The following is a 16,389-nucleotide window of genomic DNA, read 5'->3' on the forward strand; positions in this document are numbered from 1 at the left end:
CTATTCCATCAAGAGCGTCGAGCCGGACGGGCTTGGCCGCATTGTTTGTTCGATCCTCAAGGCCTGAAAATGGGTCTCCCCGGCCTCGCTCTCCTTATCATCGCGACCCAGGCGCTTCGCGCCCGCTTCGGCGCCGATGTCGTCGTCAAGATGCAACCGGACGCACCCGTCGAGATCGCGGCGAAGACGGTCTGCCTGTTCCTGGAGCGAGCCTCCGGTAAGCCGATCGGTGGGTTTGGCGAGGGCGGCTCGACTGTGGTTTTGCGGGTCGAGTTGTTCTCGCCCGTGGACGCCGAAGTTTCCGGCGCCTCGGCGGCTCAAATGCTGCAAGGATCCGCCGCGCTGTGGTTCATGTGGCGCGATATCGAAGCGGCTCTGGCGCCGAGTTCCGGCCCTTGGGGCGAGTTATGGGAGCAGTTTCGGACCAGTCTGACCGGCGACATGTATTCGATGCCCCTTTTCGAAACCGAAAAGGGCGTCAAGGTCGCGTCCCACCTGGTCGCGCTGACGATCTCGGCTTTATCGTCGCCGCCGTTCGGGGAGCCGACGCAAGCCTGGTCCGCTCTGCTTGCGCAAATGCGCGCGGGCAGCGGGGAGTTGCCGTTGATCGCCGATTTGCTCGAAGCCGCGATCCGGAGCGGCATGACGGGATTCTCCGCCTTGGCGGCGACGCTCGGCGTCTCCAATGCAACCTTGGCGGCCCTTGGCCTCGGATCGATCAATGCGGATGGCGCGCCGCCGCCTTTGATCAATGCGGTGACGGTTGAAAACGAGGACGGCTTAGAGCCGCCGGTGACCGTGGCGACCGGGGAGACCTTGCCCATGGAGCCGTTTTAATGCGCGAGGTTCATGAGGCGCTGTCCGCCGCCCTTGATCGGATCGCCGAGCTGGAAAAGCGTGTCGAGCGCATGTTCCGCGTCGGCAAGGTCACCGATGTCGATCCGGCCAAGCAGCTTTACCGGCAAGAGATCGGGCTGGACCCGGATGGGCAACCGGTCAAGTCGCCCTGGATTCGCTACAGCCAGATCGCGGGCGCCCGCAAATCGCATTCCCCGCCATCCAAGGGGCAGCAGATGCTGATGATTTCGCCTGATGGGGAGTTCCGGACGGCGCTCGGCGTCCCGCACGGATGGTCGGATGAAAATCCGGCGCCATCGGACAAGGATGAAGACGTCGAAGTCCGAGGCGACGTGAAGATCACAAATGACGGCAAGACCTACACGATCAATGGGGCCGTCCATATCAATGGCGATTTGATTGTCGCCGGCGGGAAGCTGACTCATGAAGGGCATGATGTCGGCGCTACGCACAAACATTCGGGTGTTGAACCGGGCGGTGGAACGACGGGGACGCCCGAATGAGCGCCGGTATCGACAGGCGCACGGGCCGTCCGCTGGAGGACTGGAGCCATGTGCTCCAATCCCTCAGTGTCATCTTCACCACCGGTTTTGGCGCCCGGGTCATGCGGCGCGTCTTCGGGTCGGCGGTCGCCGGAATCCTTGGCCAGAATTTGACGCCGGACACCACCGCCAAATTCTACACGGCGATCATTCTGGCGATTGAGCTTTGGGAACCGCGCTTTCGCGTCCGTCAGGTCGCATATCCCGCATCGAGCAACTCCGCCGACCGCCTGCGCCAGGGCAAATTCGGCCTGCGCCTGTTTGGCGATTATCGGCCGAACGCCCTGAGCGGCGATGACACGGTCGCCGGGACCAAAGACTTCGTCCTGTAAGGATTTCGATGGCTTCGCAGCTCCTGCCGTTCGACCTGTCCGCGCTTCCGGCGCCGACGGCCATTGAGGCGCTCAATTTCGAGAGCCTTCTGACGGCGTTCAAGGACCGGTTCCAGGCCTATTGGGACGCGGCGCGCGTCATTGACCCGGCTCTGCCTGCCTATGACGTGTCGGCGCTGGAGACGGACCCGGCGGTCATTCTGGGGCAAGCCTGGTCATATCTGCGCCTGCTGGACCGCCAGCGCGTCAACGACGCCGTCAAAAGCGTGCTGGCGCCTTTGGCGTCGGGGGCCGATCTCGACAATATCTGCGCTCGCATTGGTGTTTCACGCCTGCTGATCCAGGCTGCGACCGACACCTCAGACGCGATCTATGAGGCGGATGCGCAGCTGCTGCGCCGCTATCTGCTGGCGTTCGACCGGCCGGCGGCGGGGTCGGTCGACAAATACCTCTATTCGGCGTTCACGGCTTGGCCGACGATGCTGGATGCGGCGGTGCTGGGCTTCGAGACGCACGGACGGCGCGGCGATATCGATCTCGTCTTGATCGGACCCGCCGGCGCGCTTCCGACCGATACGCAGCTCGCCGCCGTGCGCGCTGCGGTCAACGCCACCGGCGTGCGGGCGGAGGCGACCTCAGTCACCGTGATCGCAGCTAAACGCGCGCTCTATTCGGTCGCGCTGACGCTCGAGATTCCGCAGGGGCCGGACCCCGCAATGGTGGTTTCGAACGCTTCCGCCGCAGTCACAGCGGCGGCGGCGGCGCGCATGATCCTCGGCGGGCAAGTCCCGGCCGACCTGCTGTCGGGCGCGGCTTATGGCCCCGGGGTTCTGCGCGTGGCGCGCACATCGCCGACGGCTGACATTCCGCCCGATCCGTACACGGTCCCGGTTATGAGCGGGCTCACCATTACGCCGCGTGTCGTAGCATGAGCGACGTTTCCGTTGTCCTGCCCAGCAATGCCGGAGCATGGGAGAAGGCGTGCGCTGGCGCCATGAGCGACGACCTGCCTGTCCCCGTTCGCCAGGTCGTCGATCCCGCGCAAACGCCGGCCGATTTCCTGCCGTGGCTGGCTGGGCATGAGTCCGTCGATTTGTGGTTTTCGGATTGGTCCGAGGCCCGCAAGCGCACGGTCATCGCCAACGCCTGGCGCGACGCGGCGTGGAAGGGCACGCGCGCCGGCGCCGTCGCCTTCCTCTCCTATGTCGACGCCGAGCTGCTCGACGTGGTCGCCTATCCGCGCCCGTTCATCGTCGGCCGCGCGGCGATGGGCGCGCCGGTCAATCATCCGCCGTTCCTCGCCCGCTATCTCGTCAACGTCGACACGGTCGAGCCGGGCAACGCCTTTGTGATGGGCCGCGCCGCCGCCGGCCGCGCCGCCGCGCGCGTTCCCGACATGACGCCGATCAATCGCTGCCTGACCGCGCTGCGCGCCGCCCGCGCGCCGGAAACGCAGATCCGCGTGTCTTTCGCTCACCGCCGCCCGCTTTCGATTGAGGACGCGCCCGCGCTCGACGCCGGCCATTTCCTTGGCGAGTGGGTCGCACAAGCCAATCTGTAAGGACCGTCCATGGCTAAACGGGTTATTTTCACGGACGCCGAAATCGCCACGCCGGACGATTTCACCAATATCGGGGTTTTCGCCCGCGCCGACGCGCAGACGCTCGCCGGCGGCGCCGTCGGCTATCCGAACGCCTGGGCGCGGTTCACCATCTCGCAGACCAGCGCGATCCAGCTGTCGATCAATCCGGGCGCGCTGTTCCAGGACGATGTGTTCTACACGTCCACGAGCGCGATGCCCGTCAATTTGCAGGCCTATCTGCCGCTCGTCTCCAACGACCAGAAATGGGTGGCGCTGTTGGTGCGCGGCGCCCACCAAACCGATCTCGACAATCGCATGTTCGAGACGGACGTCGCCTCCGGCGCGACCGTGCAGCAGCAGACGCCGGTCGCCGATGAGCTGTTCGTGCAGATCGTCGTCCAGGACGGCCTGCCGTCGCCGACCCCGTTGAAGCCGTCGATCGCCGCGTCCGATTGCTGCCTCGCCTTCGTGCTGCTGACCGCCACCGGCATTGCGCAGATCGTCTCCGGCGAGGGGTGGCGGCTCAAGACGCTGTTCGAGGTCGAAGGCCGCGTGACGGTTCTTGAGGCTGAATTTTCCGACATCGAGCAGCGCACGTCGACGCTTGAAACCGACATCGCCAATATCGCGGGCCAGCTCAAGAGCATTCCGCGCATTGAGTTGATGCGGCAAATCCAGACAAACCTGTGCAATCTCAACGTCGCGGTGAAATTGCCCGCCGTCGCCCGCGCCTATTGGGAAGACCTGGGCCTTTTTGACGCCGATTGGGATACGACCAACGCGTCTTGGCTCGCGCGCATTTGGACCGGCGTACGCTTCCCGTGGGCGTCCATCACCAATAACCAGCTGTCGCTGCTCACCGCAGGCGACCCGCTGTTGACGATCACAAACAAGCTCGCCTTGCCGGCCTGGACGGAAAAGACGCGCATCAGCGTCGAGGGCGCGGACGGCTACAAGGACATTTCGCAGCAGGTCCACTCGATCGTGACGGCGGTCGAGAACACCGTCGCGCGCACGTCGGTTTCATATGGCCCGACCATAAATGTTTGCACCAACGCCGCCGGCTTCGCGGCGGTGGCGGGGACCGAGGTTGGGCAGACTTTCACAGCGAACGGCCAGACATACGTCAACGACGGGTTGTCGTCCGGCACAGGGAGTTCGCTCGGCGCTGGGAACATTATCCATCCGGACATTAACTTCTCGGCGTGGAATTCCGACCCTACGACGGCGAACCATCGGATTTACGCCGTTCAAGAGTTGCAGATCGATAGCTGGACGGAAACCTATTGGTCGTATGTGACCAACACATACGGGGTCAATGGCAGCATCTACGGGCAGACGTTCCTGAATTCGCAGGCGACGATCGCCACCTCGGTCGACCTCTATTTCACGCGCGTCGACGCCACGGGCGGCGATGTCCACCTGTTCCTCTGCGAGACGACAGCGACGGGCGAGCCGAACTGGAGCGCGGCGCTTGCGAATGTCACCGTCCCTTGTGGAACGCTGCACACCGGCTGGAATAAGTTCCCGTTCACGCCCACGCTGCTCGATCCGGGCAAGCTCTACGCCTGGTTTACGGTGACCGTGGGCAACCATGCGCTCGCCACGGTCAATGACAACAAATACGCCCAGGGCAGCTTGTTCTGGAGCACCGATGGCAAGTGGGCGCAGGGCGATCCGACCAACGATTTCGCTTTCCGTCTCAACGCCGCGTCATTCGCCACGACGCGAACCGTCGTGAATTTCCAGCCGCTGGCGCTTGAAAACGGCATGACCGAAATCAAGCTGCTCTATGGCGGCTGGGCGCCGGGCGGCACGTCGTTGGTTTGGGAAATCCTGCCTGTTGGCTCGTCCACTTGGTCAACGCTTATTCCCAAGGGCGACACAAACCCGCTGGTGGGCCTTCCGCCGCTTTGCCAGCTTCGCGCGACGTTCGTCGGCACGACCGACCTTATGCCGGCGATCCTGCTCGACACGAATGCGCGGGCATGGGCTGGGCGAATGCAGGGCAGCATGACGGCGCCGTCGAAACAGCAGGCGTTCGGTTATTCGTCCTCGTCTGTGACCGTCGTCACGACGGTCGATAATTTCGACGGCAATCTCCACACGTTCACCAACAAGCTTTTGCTTGCGAGCGGCGCGATTGTCACGCCGTCCGTAACCTCGACGGCGGTCGATCCGAACAAATCGACCCGCGTGACCTTCACCAGCACTTTCGCGCTTGGCGCGCCGCAGACGAGCGCGGCCGTGATGCCGTGCGCGACGACGAGCACAGTCGTCAAAGTGCCGTTCGTGCAAGACATTCTCATGTTTGCAGCTTGAGGCTCCGATGACGAAAACACCAATGACATCGGCGGCTCAAGCCGCTGCGCCCATTGATCCGGCGATGATCGACACGGCTGCGGAATACGACGTGCTGTTGACGCGGCCGGTCACCATCGGCGCGGCGTACCTGTTGCCGCTGCATGACCACACAATGACCGGCGCGTTCCTCGCGCTACTGATCAAGGAGTATGGCGCCGATGCCGTCCACAGCGCTGCCGTCCGCGGCTGACGACTACGCCGCGCCGCCCGGCATGAACATTGGCAAGGCGGCGTGGGATGCGGCCTTGACCTCCATCGGCGCACGGTTGCGCGCGGCCGAGGCGATCCGCGCCGACTTCCAGGCGCTGATCGACGCCGGCGCGGGGCAGGCCCTGCAAGTCATCCAGGCCAATGTCGGCCCCCAGCTCGCGGCGCTGCAACAGGAGATCGCGGCGGCCCAGGCCGCGCTCATCACCGCGCAGGGCAAGATCGACGCCCTCATCAACTCGACGACGATCGAAGCGTCGGCGGTCATTTTCGCGCCGGCGGGCACGGTTTCATCCACGACGGTGCAGGCGGCGATCGCCGAGGTTGCGAGCGACGCGGCGGCGACGACGACGGCGATCGCGGCCAAGGCGGACGCCTCGGCGTTGGCGTCCGCTGTCTCCGATTTCCATACGGCCCTTGCGGCTGTGAAGACTGCGGCCGTGGTGTCTGTTTCGGCGCCCACCATGCTCGTGGCGGGCCGCGCCTACCGCATCGCCGGGGGCGTTTCGATCATGCTGACGCTGCCGGACGCGCCTGCGGCAGGCGACACGATCCGCATCGTGGACGGCGAGGTCATTTCCTCCAGCAATCAGCCCGTTCTGGCGCGCAATGGGCGCACGATCATGGGTCAGGCGTCGGACATGACGCTCGATGCGCCCGGCGTCGACTTCTCGATCTGGTGGAACGGTGCGGATTGGAGGCTTTCCTAAATGTCGTCTCTTACCCAATTCCTCAATTCAACGGGCGGCGCGCGCGCCGTTCAAGCGGGACAGCCGGGCTCTAACGGATTCTGGCGGCGAGATGTTTTTCGCGGCGCCGGGACGTACGTCTGGACCGCTTCAAAGGCCGGCAAGATCAAAATCCAGGGCATTGGCGCGGCGGCGGGCGGCGCCGGCACTTATCCCGGCGCCAGCGGAGCGTTCGGTGAAAAGACGCTGACGGTCGCGGCGGGCGACCAACTCACGATTGTCATCGGGCAAGGCGGCGCCGGGGCTTCGTCCGGCGCGCCGGGCAACGGCGGATCATCCTCGATCAGCGGAACCCCGATCGGGGGCACGCCTTTGACGCTCGCGGGCGCGCAAGGCGCTGCTGCCGGCGTGGGCGTGGCCGGCGTCGCATCCGGCCCTTGGGACACTTCCTATCCCGGCGCGATTGCGATCGGCCAGAACACGGGGTCGCCGTCGTCAGGATCGCCTTTCGGGGCAGGCCGCGCGTCAAGCGGCGGCGGCGGCGCGGGATGGGGCGGCGGCGCCGCCGGCTATGGCGGGGCGTCGTCGCATCGCTCGGCGCCGGGGTCCGTGGGCGCTTATGGCCTCGTGGCCCCCGGCGGCCGCATAGGTCTTGACGGCGGATCGCAGCCGTTTTGGGACCTCCGAGATATTGACGGCGGCGGCGGCGGCTACGGCAACGCCACCGCTCAGTTGGATGGCGGAGCTGGCGGCGTCGGGGCGGGCGGAGGCGCCAGCGCCGCCACAGCCACATATTGCGGCGTGTCCGCATTTGGCGGCGGCACGGGAACGTCCTTTGTGACGGCGCCGAAATCCGGGTTCGGCGGCGGCGGCGGCTGCGGCGTGAACGCCGGAATCACGGGCGGCGCGGGCGGCGACGCTTGGGTCGCGGTGTTTTGGGATGCTGTGCAATGACCACTTTCGCGCGCATTGAATCGGGCGTCGTCGTCGAGACATTCGAACACGACAGCAATCCATCTCATCTGTTCGATCCGGCGTGGACATGGGTCGAATGCCCGGCCGGCACGATGTGCCACGCGACCTACGATGGCGCTAAATTCACCAACCCGCCCTCGCCAGCTCCGGCGGTCGCCCCGGAGCGGCCCTATCTGACGGTTGTCACCCGCGCCCAATTCAAGCTGTTGTTCACGCCGGCGGAATATCTCGCGATCAAGGCCTGCTCCGATCCGGCCGCCTCCTATTTCCTCGACATTGTCGAGGATGCGACCGCCACGACGATCGACCTGGCCAACGAACTGGTCCGCGCCGCGATCTCACACCTGGTCGCGGTCAATCTGCTGACGGCGGAGCGTCTCGCGGAAATCCTGAGGGGCTGGCCGCTGTGACCGCCGCCGCCTTTGATTTCACCGTCGCCAACAATGAGACGTGGGACCTGGGCTTCGTGCTCAAGGACGCCTCGGGCGCGGCGGTCAATCTCACGGGGCGCACGATCAAGATGCAACTTCGCGACCCGGCGGCTCCGGCCAATATCGTCGTCGAGCTATCGACGGACAACGAGCGCATCGTCATCGCCGACGCGCCGGCCGGCGCCTGGGCGCTGGCGGTCCCGGTCTCCGTCGCCCAGGGCGTCCCGGCCGGCGCCTACGTCTACGATGTGATCGACTATCTCGCCAACGATCCCCGCGTCTGGCGCCGGCAAAAGGGCACGGTGACCGTCGAGTGGGGCGTCACCGTCCGCTAACCCAACTCTCAACCCTCTGACCTTTCACCCCTGAAGCCGCCTTTCGGGCGCGCTTCCTTACGCCTGGAGCGCTGCTTCATGACCATGCCTGCCTATGGGATCATCTTCAACGCCGACAACACCGATCCGAGGCCCGCACAAGGTTCGGACCTGTCCGTCATCGGCCTTGTGCTTCCGTCCGAGGACGCCGACGCCGGCTATTTCCCGCTGAACGATCCGGTTGTTTTCGATTCGTCCGACGCGACCTATCTCGCCAAGATCGGCACGGGCGACCTGTACCAGGCGGTGTCGGCCATCGACGACAAGATGGCGGACCTGCAAACCTCCGCCCGCATCGTCGCCGTGCGCGTCGCCAAAGGCGCGAATCTCGCCGCGACGGCGGTCAACATCCTCGGCGATCGCGCGGCGGGCACCGGCATTTATGCGTTGCTCCGCGCCGGGCAGAAGCTGGGCGTGACGCCGCGGTTGATCGGCGCGCCCGGCTATACCGGCCAGATGAAATATGGCGTCCAGTCCGTGACGACGACCGCAGGATCGGGCTACACCAACGCGACCGTCACCTTCTCGCCGGCCGGCGCCACCGGAACCGTGACGCTTTCGGCCGGCAAGGTCACCGGCGTCACGCTGACCAATCCCGGCAGCTATTCGTCGAGCCAGACGGTGACGGCGACCATCACCGGCGACGGAACGGGCGCGACCGCGACGCCGATCGTCGGCATGTTGCAGGACCCTGTTTGCGCCGCTCTGCCGGCCGTCCTCAACGCGCTCCTGGCGCATGCGGTGGTCGGCTCGCCCGGAACGACCCAGGCCGATGCGCAGGCCTGGCGCGAGGCTCTGTCGGATAAGCGGTTGATCCCGGTGGACAACTGGGAAATCGTCACGAGCGGCGAGGCCGCCGCCTATCGCGACGGCGCCGCGTCGGTGCTCGGCCTTCTCGCCCGCGTCGATTTCAAGCACAGCGGCCTGCCGTTCTGGTCGGCCTCCGGTCAACCGGTCGATGGCATCCTCGGCGTCAAGAACGCCTACACGTTCAGCCTGACTGATGGCGCCACCCAGGGGCAGGAGCTGCTCGCCGACCATATCGGCATCACCGTGCGCGGCGAGGCGGGCGTTGAAACCGCGATCTCCTCGAGCGGCTTTGTGTTCGCCGGCGTGTGGAACGCCAGCGACGATCCGCTGACTTGGTTCTACAATAAGACGCGCGGCCGCGACTGGACGCACCTCGCCTTGCTCAAATCCATTCGCCTGCGCCTCGGCGTCGAAAACGTCACGCCGCAGGGCGTCGAGGATGTGCTCAACGACATGAAAGCCATCGGCTCCGAGTTGATCCGCCAGAAAGCGGTGCTCGGTTTCAAGGTCGGCTTCGAAGCCGCCCGCAACAGCGCCGACAATCTGCGCCAGGGCAAGTTCGTGGTCAGCTATGCGCAGGAAGAGCCGGCGCCGATCACTCAGGTCACGATCGACAGCCGGCCCTATTACGAGGCGCTCGAAGTCGAGCTGGCCACGCTGGTGGCGCAGGCCGCGACCTATCTGCCGCAATATCTGGGCGCCTGACGCCCGTCCCTCTCGATCCAGGAGTTAGATCATGGCGACTCTTCGCGTCCTTGAACGCGCCAATATTTTCCCCGGCGATTCCGGCAACGACCGGTCGAAACATCTTTCGCTGCAATCCCTCAAGCTGCCGGCGCTGGAGGAAAAGACCGCGCAGCATCAGCCGGGCGGCGGCATTGGCGAAATCGAGATCGGCGGCTTGGGCCTCAATGCGTTCAGCGTGACCTTCAAGCTGCTCGGCTCCGACCCGCAGACGATGGGGCTGTTCGGCATCGGCGGACGAAATCAGGTTCCCTACACGATCTATGGCATCGCCCGCGACAAGGCCGGAAACGGCGCGGTCGAGATCAAAGCCATCGCCTGGGGCCGCATGACCAAGATCGACCCCGGCGAATTCAAGGCGGGCGAGCTCAACGAGCAGGATCACGAAATCAAGGAGATCATGCACTACGAATATTACGAGAACGGCTCGGAGATTTACTTCTTCGATTTCTTCTCTTCGACGTGGCGCGTGAACGGTCAGGACCAGAACGCGGACATGAAGTCCATTCTGCGTATCGCGTAAGGACTATTTCGGAATGATCTCGACTGTCGCTATGTCTGTCTTCAGATCATAGCGACAGATCAAGGTGACGTGCTGCCTTGCGCCAAAGCCGTTCTGAAACATGGCTCCCTTCTCCAATAGGACGGCGACGCCAGTTTTCTTGAAGAAATCACCTAAGTAGTAAGATTGGAACGCAAGGAATGGGAGCTCAGCCTCTCCATATCTCGCTACAACGTTAGCTGTCGCCTTACACTCACTAGCCAAATATAACCCAGACTTTGATTTGTGATTAATGACAATATCTTCATTATCTCTGCATCTGAGATATTCAGTAGAACAAGTGGGTTTAGCTGTTTCTTGTTCTTGGTGAATGGCGCTTTCGTGGTTCAGCCAAATAATCGCGGACATGGCGACAATCGGAAACAGCAGGCATCCGACTTTAAGCATGGGCAACCTCTAACTGGCAATCGAAGGGAACTTTACATGGATTCCGATCAGACGCCACAAAAGCCGCGCTTCGCAGGAAGCCGCGCGCGTGTTGGCTCTCACACGCTGGACTGGCCGGTCGAATATGGCGGCCGCACCTATACGGAAATTCACCTCGCGCGCCTGACCGCCAGCGATGTCGCGGCGTTTCAGGCCAGCCTCGCCAAGCTGGCGCCCGACGCCATCGTCCACTGTCCGATCTATCGCGACGCCGATGGCGCGCTAATCCCCGACGCGGTCATGGACGCGTTGGACGATGACGACGCCTTCGAGCTGGAAAAGAAGGTGGCCGATTTTTTGCCCCGCCGGTTCCGGGGCGCGCCGGATGGCGTTTCGGGCCCGCAAACTGGCGCAACTACCGAGCCTTCATCCGAAAAGTAATCGGCTGGTCGATGGCGGAGCTGGACGCTCTGCCGTGGGACGAATTCATCGCCGAGCTGATTGAGGCTCGCGACCTTCAGGGGATGTGACTGCATGGCCAATCTCTCTTCGACCATGACGGTGAAGCTGGTTGACGACGTCAGCAAGCCCGCCAGGACGGTCGCGCAGGCGCTCAAGGATGCCGAGCGAGCAGCCAAGGAGGTCGCGCGCGGCATGGCCGGGACGGGCGCGACGGACCGGCTGCAAAAGAGCCTGTCGAAGCTCAGCCTGTCGAAAAAGGACATCGAGCAGGTCGCGGGGGCGTGGCGGGACTATTCGCGCGCCGCCGGCCTCGCGGCCAATTCCGCCAGCTGGACCAAGGCGCAGGCGTCGCAAGTCAAGGCATGGGAAAACCAGACCGTCGCCGCGCTGCGCCGCGTCAAGAGCGAACAGGCGGCGTTCAATCGTAGTGTCGCCAAGGTGCCCCCTATGCCTACCTTGCCTTCGGCCGCGGTCGGCCGTCACGGCGGTTTCCGCGGTGCGGTCTCGACGCTGGCCGGTGCGACGGGCGCAAATTTCGTCGCTGGCGCCGGCGCTGAAAAAGCCGCGCACACGATGGTTCACAAGGCGGCAGAAGTCGAACAACTGCGTTTTCGCATCCGCGAACTTTCTCGCAATGACCCAGGCGAAGCGGGATTTGCGGACAATCTCGCGGCGGAGGTCGCGGCCAAATATCCCGGCATCGGCTTGGATAAAGCGCTCGACACCTATATTGAGACCCGCGCCAATTCTGTTGACCATCACGGCCACGTAGATCAGAAGGTTGCGCGGCGTAATATGCTGGCGATGTCGCGCGCGCAAAATGCTGCGCTGGCGCTTGGTTTTGATTTCACGCCCACTGATGCTCAGAATCTGCTTAAGGGCTTGGAAGGCTCTGGGCGTGCGGATGACCCGCAAGGCATTGAAAAGATGACCGATGCCTACCTGCGCGCCAAGCAGGTCTTCGGGTCCGCTATCGCGTCGCAGATGGTTCGCGACTATACGGCCAACGCCAAGGGGGCAAACTTCAGCGTCGGCGACGAACAGTTTTTCCGCGAAAATCTTGTCCGCATGTCGGAAGGCAACGCCTCTCGTCTTGGCAACGAGGTCAACCAGACGCTGGCTTCGCTCAAAGGGTCTATGAAGAAGTCGGCAGGCAAATGGCTTGTCGAGCTGGGCATTGCCAAGGCTTCGGACATGGAGAACATGGGCGGCGGCGCTGTCCGGTTCAAGAATGGGTTTGAGGGTTCTAACCTGCTGGAAACGCATCAAGGCCAGTGGGCAAGGACGGTTCTGAAGGAGGCGATTGAAAAAAAAGGCATCCTGAGCGACGACAAAGTTGAGGCGCGCATGAAAATGCTGCGCGATCAGGAGTTAAGAGCCAACCCGAATGCGCAAATTGACGAGCTGTATTTGCGCCATCGCGCTACCGAAGGCCTGGTTTCAGCGCACCTCGCCAAATCCGGGTTTCGTTCAACGGTCATCGACAACCTCGCGCACCTGATCGGCAACGAGCATTTGCTGGAGCGTGACGCTCAGGCGATGGGTCAAGCCTCTGGTTCGAAGGCTGGCGACCGCATCGCGGAAAACCCCGTCGCGACATGGAAAGAGTTGACGGAATCCCTGTCAACTTTTGCGACCGTCGTGGGGTCCCCGGCAATGCAGTCCGTCAGCTCCACGCTGGACGGCATGTCGCGCGGGATCGCCAGCTTTTCGCAGTCGCTGGCGGAATGGGAGAAGGCGAACCCGACCCTGGCGAAGATCGGGTCCGGTGGCGCGATCGCGGGCATGGGCGCGGGTGGCGCGGCGCTGCTCTATGGAGCGTTCAACGGGCTGGCGTCGGGGTTCGGCCTCAAGGGTTCGGCCGTCGCGCTGGACGCATCGGCGGCCGCGCTGACGGCGGCGGCCGGAAGACTTGGCGCGACACCCAGCGCCCTCCCAAATCCCAGCGCCCTGCCAAACCCCGGCGCGGCGACCCCGGGCGCCGTCGCCGCCCCTGCGGTGGTTGGCGCCGGCGGCGGCGGCGCGGGCGGCACCATCGCCGGCGGCGTGCTCGCCGGCATCGGGGCGTCGGCTCTGACTGCCGGCGCGATCCTCGACAGTCAGCACGCCGACGCGCCCGGGCACAGGCCATGGACCGGCGACAGGCTGCTGGGGAATTTCGTCGGCGGCCAGGATTATGCGCCGACCTCCGAGGAAATCGGGGCGTCCGTCGAAAACAGCGACAAGACGTGGCATGATCAATGGCGATACCGGACGTGGCGCAACCAGCTTAACGCCATGAACCAGCGGAATCCGCTGGCGCAAGACCCGGCCAAGACCTGGACGCCCGGCGCGGATAAGGCGCCGACGCCTCCGGCGCGGCCGGCGGGGCTCGAAGCCTTCAAGGAGGCGGCGCAGGACGCCCGTCAGACGCTGCAACTGCTCAGCAAGGAACAGGTCGCGCCGCACGTCGACAGCCAGCAAATCGACCTCGCCAAGGACAAGGCGGCGGGCGCGTTGCAGACGTTGCAGCTCCTCGGCCATGAAACCGTCAAGCCGAACGTCGACACCCAGTCGCTCGATAACGCCAAGGACAAGGCCGGCGAAGCCCACAAGAGCCTGCTGCAGATCAATGGATCGTTCTCGCCGCAGATCAGCACCGCCGCCCTCGATGCTCTGATCATCAAGGCGCGTAAGGCGCGCGCCGAATTGAGAAAGCTCTCCGCCGTCGCGGCTTCGCCGGGCGCGGGCGAGGCCCCCTCGTTCGGCTCGCTCCACCGCAACTCCTTCACCACAGGGCCGCAGGGAGAATAGCCCATGCTCTATCAGCTCGGCGCGCTCACGCTGGACGTGACGCCGTTCAACACACATGAAGTCGAGCGCGAGACCGGGTTCGACTTTGCGGCGAAAGATGTCGTAGGCGGGATGAAGCCGCGCGAGCCGATGGGCGAGGCGGACGAAACGGTCACGTTGGAATGCAGGCTGTTTCCGCATCGCTTCGGCGGCCTCTCCGGGCTTTCGGTTCTCGACGGCATGCGTGCGAGCGGTCAGCCGCAGATCCTCGTGCGTGGCGACGGGCTCAATCGCGGATGGTTCCTGATCGAGAAGGTCAAAGAAACCAACGCCTTCCTCACGCGTGAGGGTGTCGGGCGGCAGATCGACGTGTCGATCAGCCTCATTCGATCCCCGGTCGGCGCCAGCGCCGGATCGATCCTCTCAACGCTCATGTCCTTGTTCCGGTGAGGCCATGGCCACGGAAATCCTGACCTTCAACGGCTCCACGCCGCTCGATCTGCTGCTGTGGCGGCGCTATCGCCGCGACATCGTCGGGCTGGTCGAACAGACGCTCGTCGCGAACCCGCACCTGGCCGGGCTCGGCGTTTGCCCGCCGCGCGGCACGAAAGTGCTGGTGACGATCCCGGAGGCCCAGTCGGAGACGGCGACCCGGACGGTGTCCCTCTATGACTGACGTTTCGCGCGGCGCCTATTACCGCATCTTGATTGATGGCAAGCCGGTCACGGCGAATTTCGCGCCCTATCTGCTGTCGATGACCATTCGCGATAGCGAGGGCGGCAAGAGCGACAGCCTCGATCTCGAGTTGGATGACCGGAAAGGCCAGATCATCCTGCCGCGCACCGGCGCGACGATTTACGCCGAGATCGGCTGGAAAGGCGGCGGCTGCGTCACATTCGAGGGCAAGACCGACGAACCGCATAGCCGAGGCTCGCGCGGCGGCGGCATGACCCTGAGCCTCAACGCCAAGAGCGCCGATCCGAACAGCAAGGGCAAGGAGACGCAAAGCCGCCACAAGGACAACGCCAAATTCGGCGATGTGGCGACCGAATGGGGCAAAAAAGTCGGTCTCGCGGTCAAGGTGCATTCGGCTCTTGCGTCGATCAATCGTCCCTATTGGGGGATGGCCAACGAGAGCTTTCACGCCTGGGGCGCGCGGGTCGCGCGGGAGCTCGGCGCCACGTTCAAAATCCAGGGGAGCAAAGCCGTTTTTGTGCCCCGATCCGGATCGACGTCGGCGGGCGGGGCGGCGATGGCGATCGTCGCCGCCAGGCGGCCGGGCAATATCATCAGCTGGGATCTGACGCCGACTTTTAATCGCAATGCCTACAAGCAATTCGATGTGCGCTGGTACGACGTCAAGAAGGCGAAGTGGATGACGGAAACCGTCTCTGCGGCGGCCTCCTCTGGAGCCGGCGGCGCGATCGCGGCTCTGACGCATCGGTTCAAGGCGGCTGACAAGGATCACGCCAAGCAGATCGCGGGATCGAACAAGGACGAGGCCGACCGCAAGAAAGGCGGCGGCACGGTTCGCATCATCGGCGACCCGGCGGCCCGCGCGCAGGCCACATGCGTCGTGTCAGGCGTGCGCGCCGGCATCGACGGGTCATATCGCATCACCGAGGCCTCGCACATGATTTCGCGCGGCCCTGGCTATGAGACGGAAATGACGCTGGAGCAACCGAGCGGCGACGCCGGGACGGACAGCCGCGCAAAAAGCAATTCCTCAGGTTCCGCGGGCACTTAACCACCTCTCTTAGGAGCATGACATGGCATCCATCACCGTTGCGGTGAGTGGCTGGACCTCGCTTGGGTCCACGTCGATGATTATCACCGCAAAATCGACGCGCGGCGTCTGGCTGGTTGACGCTGGGGCGCAACCGTCCGCCTCGCGGGTCTCCGGCGATGTCTATGTTCCCGGAGGCCAGTCTATTGGGTTTGCGCCGACATCGACGCTCTGGGCCTTGCAGACGAGCGATATGACCTCTGCGACCGTGGGCGTGTCGCCGCAGGCGTCGGGCGGCGGCGGAGCCGGCTATTCGGTCTCTGGCGTCGATCCCATCACTGCGGCGCTATCGAGCAGCACCACGACCAGCGGCGAATTTGTGCCGCTCGCGGGCCGCATGTTCGACATCGACATCGCGGCGGGCGTGACCGTCCAGTTGCAGCGTTATTCGGACGCCGCCGGCGCGTGGATCCCCGCAACTTCAGGCACATGGACCGGGCCGGTTGGCAAGACCTGGCGAAGCGACCGCGTCGGCACGCGATTCCGCGCGCTGTGGGTGGCCGGCTCCGGCGCTGTTGGCTTTATCCAGTAG

The 16,389-nt window shown here is 64.4% G+C and carries 20 protein-coding genes; 19 read left to right on the top strand and 1 reads right to left on the bottom strand.

Annotated features, from left to right (window positions below; translation table 11 throughout):
* Positions 1–69 precede the first annotated feature (69 nt).
* The 13 genes from CFB24_RS18505 (at position 70) to CFB24_RS18565 (ending at position 10,431) form a co-directional block, all read left to right on the top strand.
* Positions 70–837 carry a hypothetical protein gene (locus tag CFB24_RS18505; protein WP_104469679.1) on the top strand — a complete coding sequence of 256 codons (768 nt, stop codon included), beginning with the start codon at positions 70–72 and terminating at the stop codon, positions 835–837.
* Positions 837–1,361, top strand: coding sequence for a phage baseplate assembly protein V (locus CFB24_RS18510; protein ID WP_088522129.1), 525 nt, complete (start codon positions 837–839; stop codon positions 1,359–1,361). Before CFB24_RS18505 ends, CFB24_RS18510 begins: the two co-directional genes overlap by 1 nt.
* A complete protein-coding gene (locus CFB24_RS18515; RefSeq protein ID WP_088522130.1) occupies positions 1,358–1,732 on the top strand; it encodes a GPW/gp25 family protein in 375 nt (124 codons plus the stop codon). The genes CFB24_RS18510 and CFB24_RS18515 overlap by 4 nt, the downstream gene beginning before the upstream one ends.
* 8 nt (positions 1,733–1,740) lie before the next feature.
* Positions 1,741–2,664 carry a baseplate J/gp47 family protein gene (locus tag CFB24_RS18520; RefSeq protein ID WP_088522131.1) on the top strand — a complete coding sequence of 308 codons (924 nt, stop codon included), beginning with the start codon at positions 1,741–1,743 and terminating at the stop codon, positions 2,662–2,664.
* Positions 2,661–3,293, top strand: a complete 633-nt coding sequence (locus CFB24_RS18525) for a phage tail protein I (RefSeq protein ID WP_088522132.1) — start codon at positions 2,661–2,663, stop codon at positions 3,291–3,293. The genes CFB24_RS18520 and CFB24_RS18525 overlap by 4 nt, the downstream gene beginning before the upstream one ends.
* A gap of 9 nt (positions 3,294–3,302) precedes the next feature.
* On the top strand, positions 3,303–5,636 hold the full coding sequence (locus CFB24_RS18530; RefSeq protein ID WP_088522133.1) for a hypothetical protein: 2,334 nt from the start codon (positions 3,303–3,305) through the stop codon (positions 5,634–5,636).
* Between the two features lie 7 nt (positions 5,637–5,643).
* Entirely contained in the window at positions 5,644–5,868 is a 225-nt protein-coding gene (locus tag CFB24_RS18535) for a hypothetical protein (protein WP_141098505.1), read from the top strand.
* A complete protein-coding gene (locus CFB24_RS18540) occupies positions 5,837–6,595 on the top strand; it encodes a hypothetical protein (RefSeq protein ID WP_141098506.1) in 759 nt (252 codons plus the stop codon). The genes CFB24_RS18535 and CFB24_RS18540 overlap by 32 nt, the downstream gene beginning before the upstream one ends.
* On the top strand, positions 6,596–7,528 hold the full coding sequence (locus tag CFB24_RS23685) for a hypothetical protein (protein WP_088522136.1): 933 nt from the start codon (positions 6,596–6,598) through the stop codon (positions 7,526–7,528). It abuts the gene before it with no gap.
* Complete coding sequence (locus CFB24_RS18550) at positions 7,525–7,959, top strand: hypothetical protein (protein WP_088522137.1); 435 nt, start codon at positions 7,525–7,527, stop codon at positions 7,957–7,959. The genes CFB24_RS23685 and CFB24_RS18550 overlap by 4 nt, the downstream gene beginning before the upstream one ends.
* Positions 7,956–8,315, top strand: coding sequence for a hypothetical protein (locus tag CFB24_RS18555; RefSeq protein WP_088522138.1), 360 nt, complete (start codon positions 7,956–7,958; stop codon positions 8,313–8,315). The genes CFB24_RS18550 and CFB24_RS18555 overlap by 4 nt, the downstream gene beginning before the upstream one ends.
* A gap of 78 nt (positions 8,316–8,393) precedes the next feature.
* Positions 8,394–9,869 carry a phage tail protein gene (locus tag CFB24_RS18560; RefSeq protein ID WP_088522139.1) on the top strand — a complete coding sequence of 492 codons (1,476 nt, stop codon included), beginning with the start codon at positions 8,394–8,396 and terminating at the stop codon, positions 9,867–9,869.
* A gap of 31 nt (positions 9,870–9,900) precedes the next feature.
* Complete coding sequence (locus CFB24_RS18565) at positions 9,901–10,431, top strand: phage major tail tube protein (RefSeq protein ID WP_088522140.1); 531 nt, start codon at positions 9,901–9,903, stop codon at positions 10,429–10,431.
* A 3-nt stretch (positions 10,432–10,434) separates the two neighbouring features.
* Here the strand turns inward: CFB24_RS18565 and CFB24_RS22690 are convergent, their stop codons facing one another.
* A complete protein-coding gene (locus CFB24_RS22690) occupies positions 10,435–10,857 on the bottom strand; it encodes a hypothetical protein (RefSeq protein ID WP_141098507.1) in 423 nt (140 codons plus the stop codon).
* Positions 10,858–10,893: 36 nt separating this feature from the next.
* Here CFB24_RS22690 and CFB24_RS18575 point away from each other — a divergent pair, with 36 nt between their 5' ends.
* From CFB24_RS18575 to CFB24_RS22695, 6 genes are all read left to right on the top strand, one after another.
* Positions 10,894–11,277 (top strand): phage tail assembly protein, encoded by a 384-nt coding sequence (locus CFB24_RS18575; RefSeq protein ID WP_088522142.1) that lies wholly within the window; start codon positions 10,894–10,896, stop codon positions 11,275–11,277.
* A 93-nt stretch (positions 11,278–11,370) separates the two neighbouring features.
* Entirely contained in the window at positions 11,371–14,091 is a 2,721-nt protein-coding gene (locus tag CFB24_RS18580) for a hypothetical protein (protein WP_088522143.1), read from the top strand.
* A gap of 3 nt (positions 14,092–14,094) precedes the next feature.
* The gene (locus CFB24_RS18585; RefSeq protein WP_088522144.1) at positions 14,095–14,520 is read left to right on the top strand and encodes a phage tail protein; all 426 of its coding nucleotides are present in this window, start codon (positions 14,095–14,097) and stop codon (positions 14,518–14,520) included.
* 4 nt (positions 14,521–14,524) lie between these two features.
* Positions 14,525–14,746: a tail protein X gene (locus CFB24_RS18590; protein WP_088522145.1), complete on the top strand. Its 222-nt coding sequence runs from the start codon at positions 14,525–14,527 to the stop codon at positions 14,744–14,746.
* Positions 14,739–15,818 carry a phage late control D family protein gene (locus CFB24_RS18595; RefSeq protein ID WP_088522146.1) on the top strand — a complete coding sequence of 360 codons (1,080 nt, stop codon included), beginning with the start codon at positions 14,739–14,741 and terminating at the stop codon, positions 15,816–15,818. The genes CFB24_RS18590 and CFB24_RS18595 overlap by 8 nt, the downstream gene beginning before the upstream one ends.
* A 22-nt stretch (positions 15,819–15,840) precedes the next feature.
* The gene (locus tag CFB24_RS22695) at positions 15,841–16,389 is read left to right on the top strand and encodes a hypothetical protein (protein ID WP_141098508.1); all 549 of its coding nucleotides are present in this window, start codon (positions 15,841–15,843) and stop codon (positions 16,387–16,389) included.

It is taken from the genome of Rhodoblastus acidophilus (assembly GCF_900187365.1).
Classification (GTDB): Bacteria; Pseudomonadota; Alphaproteobacteria; order Rhizobiales; family Beijerinckiaceae; genus Rhodoblastus; species Rhodoblastus acidophilus.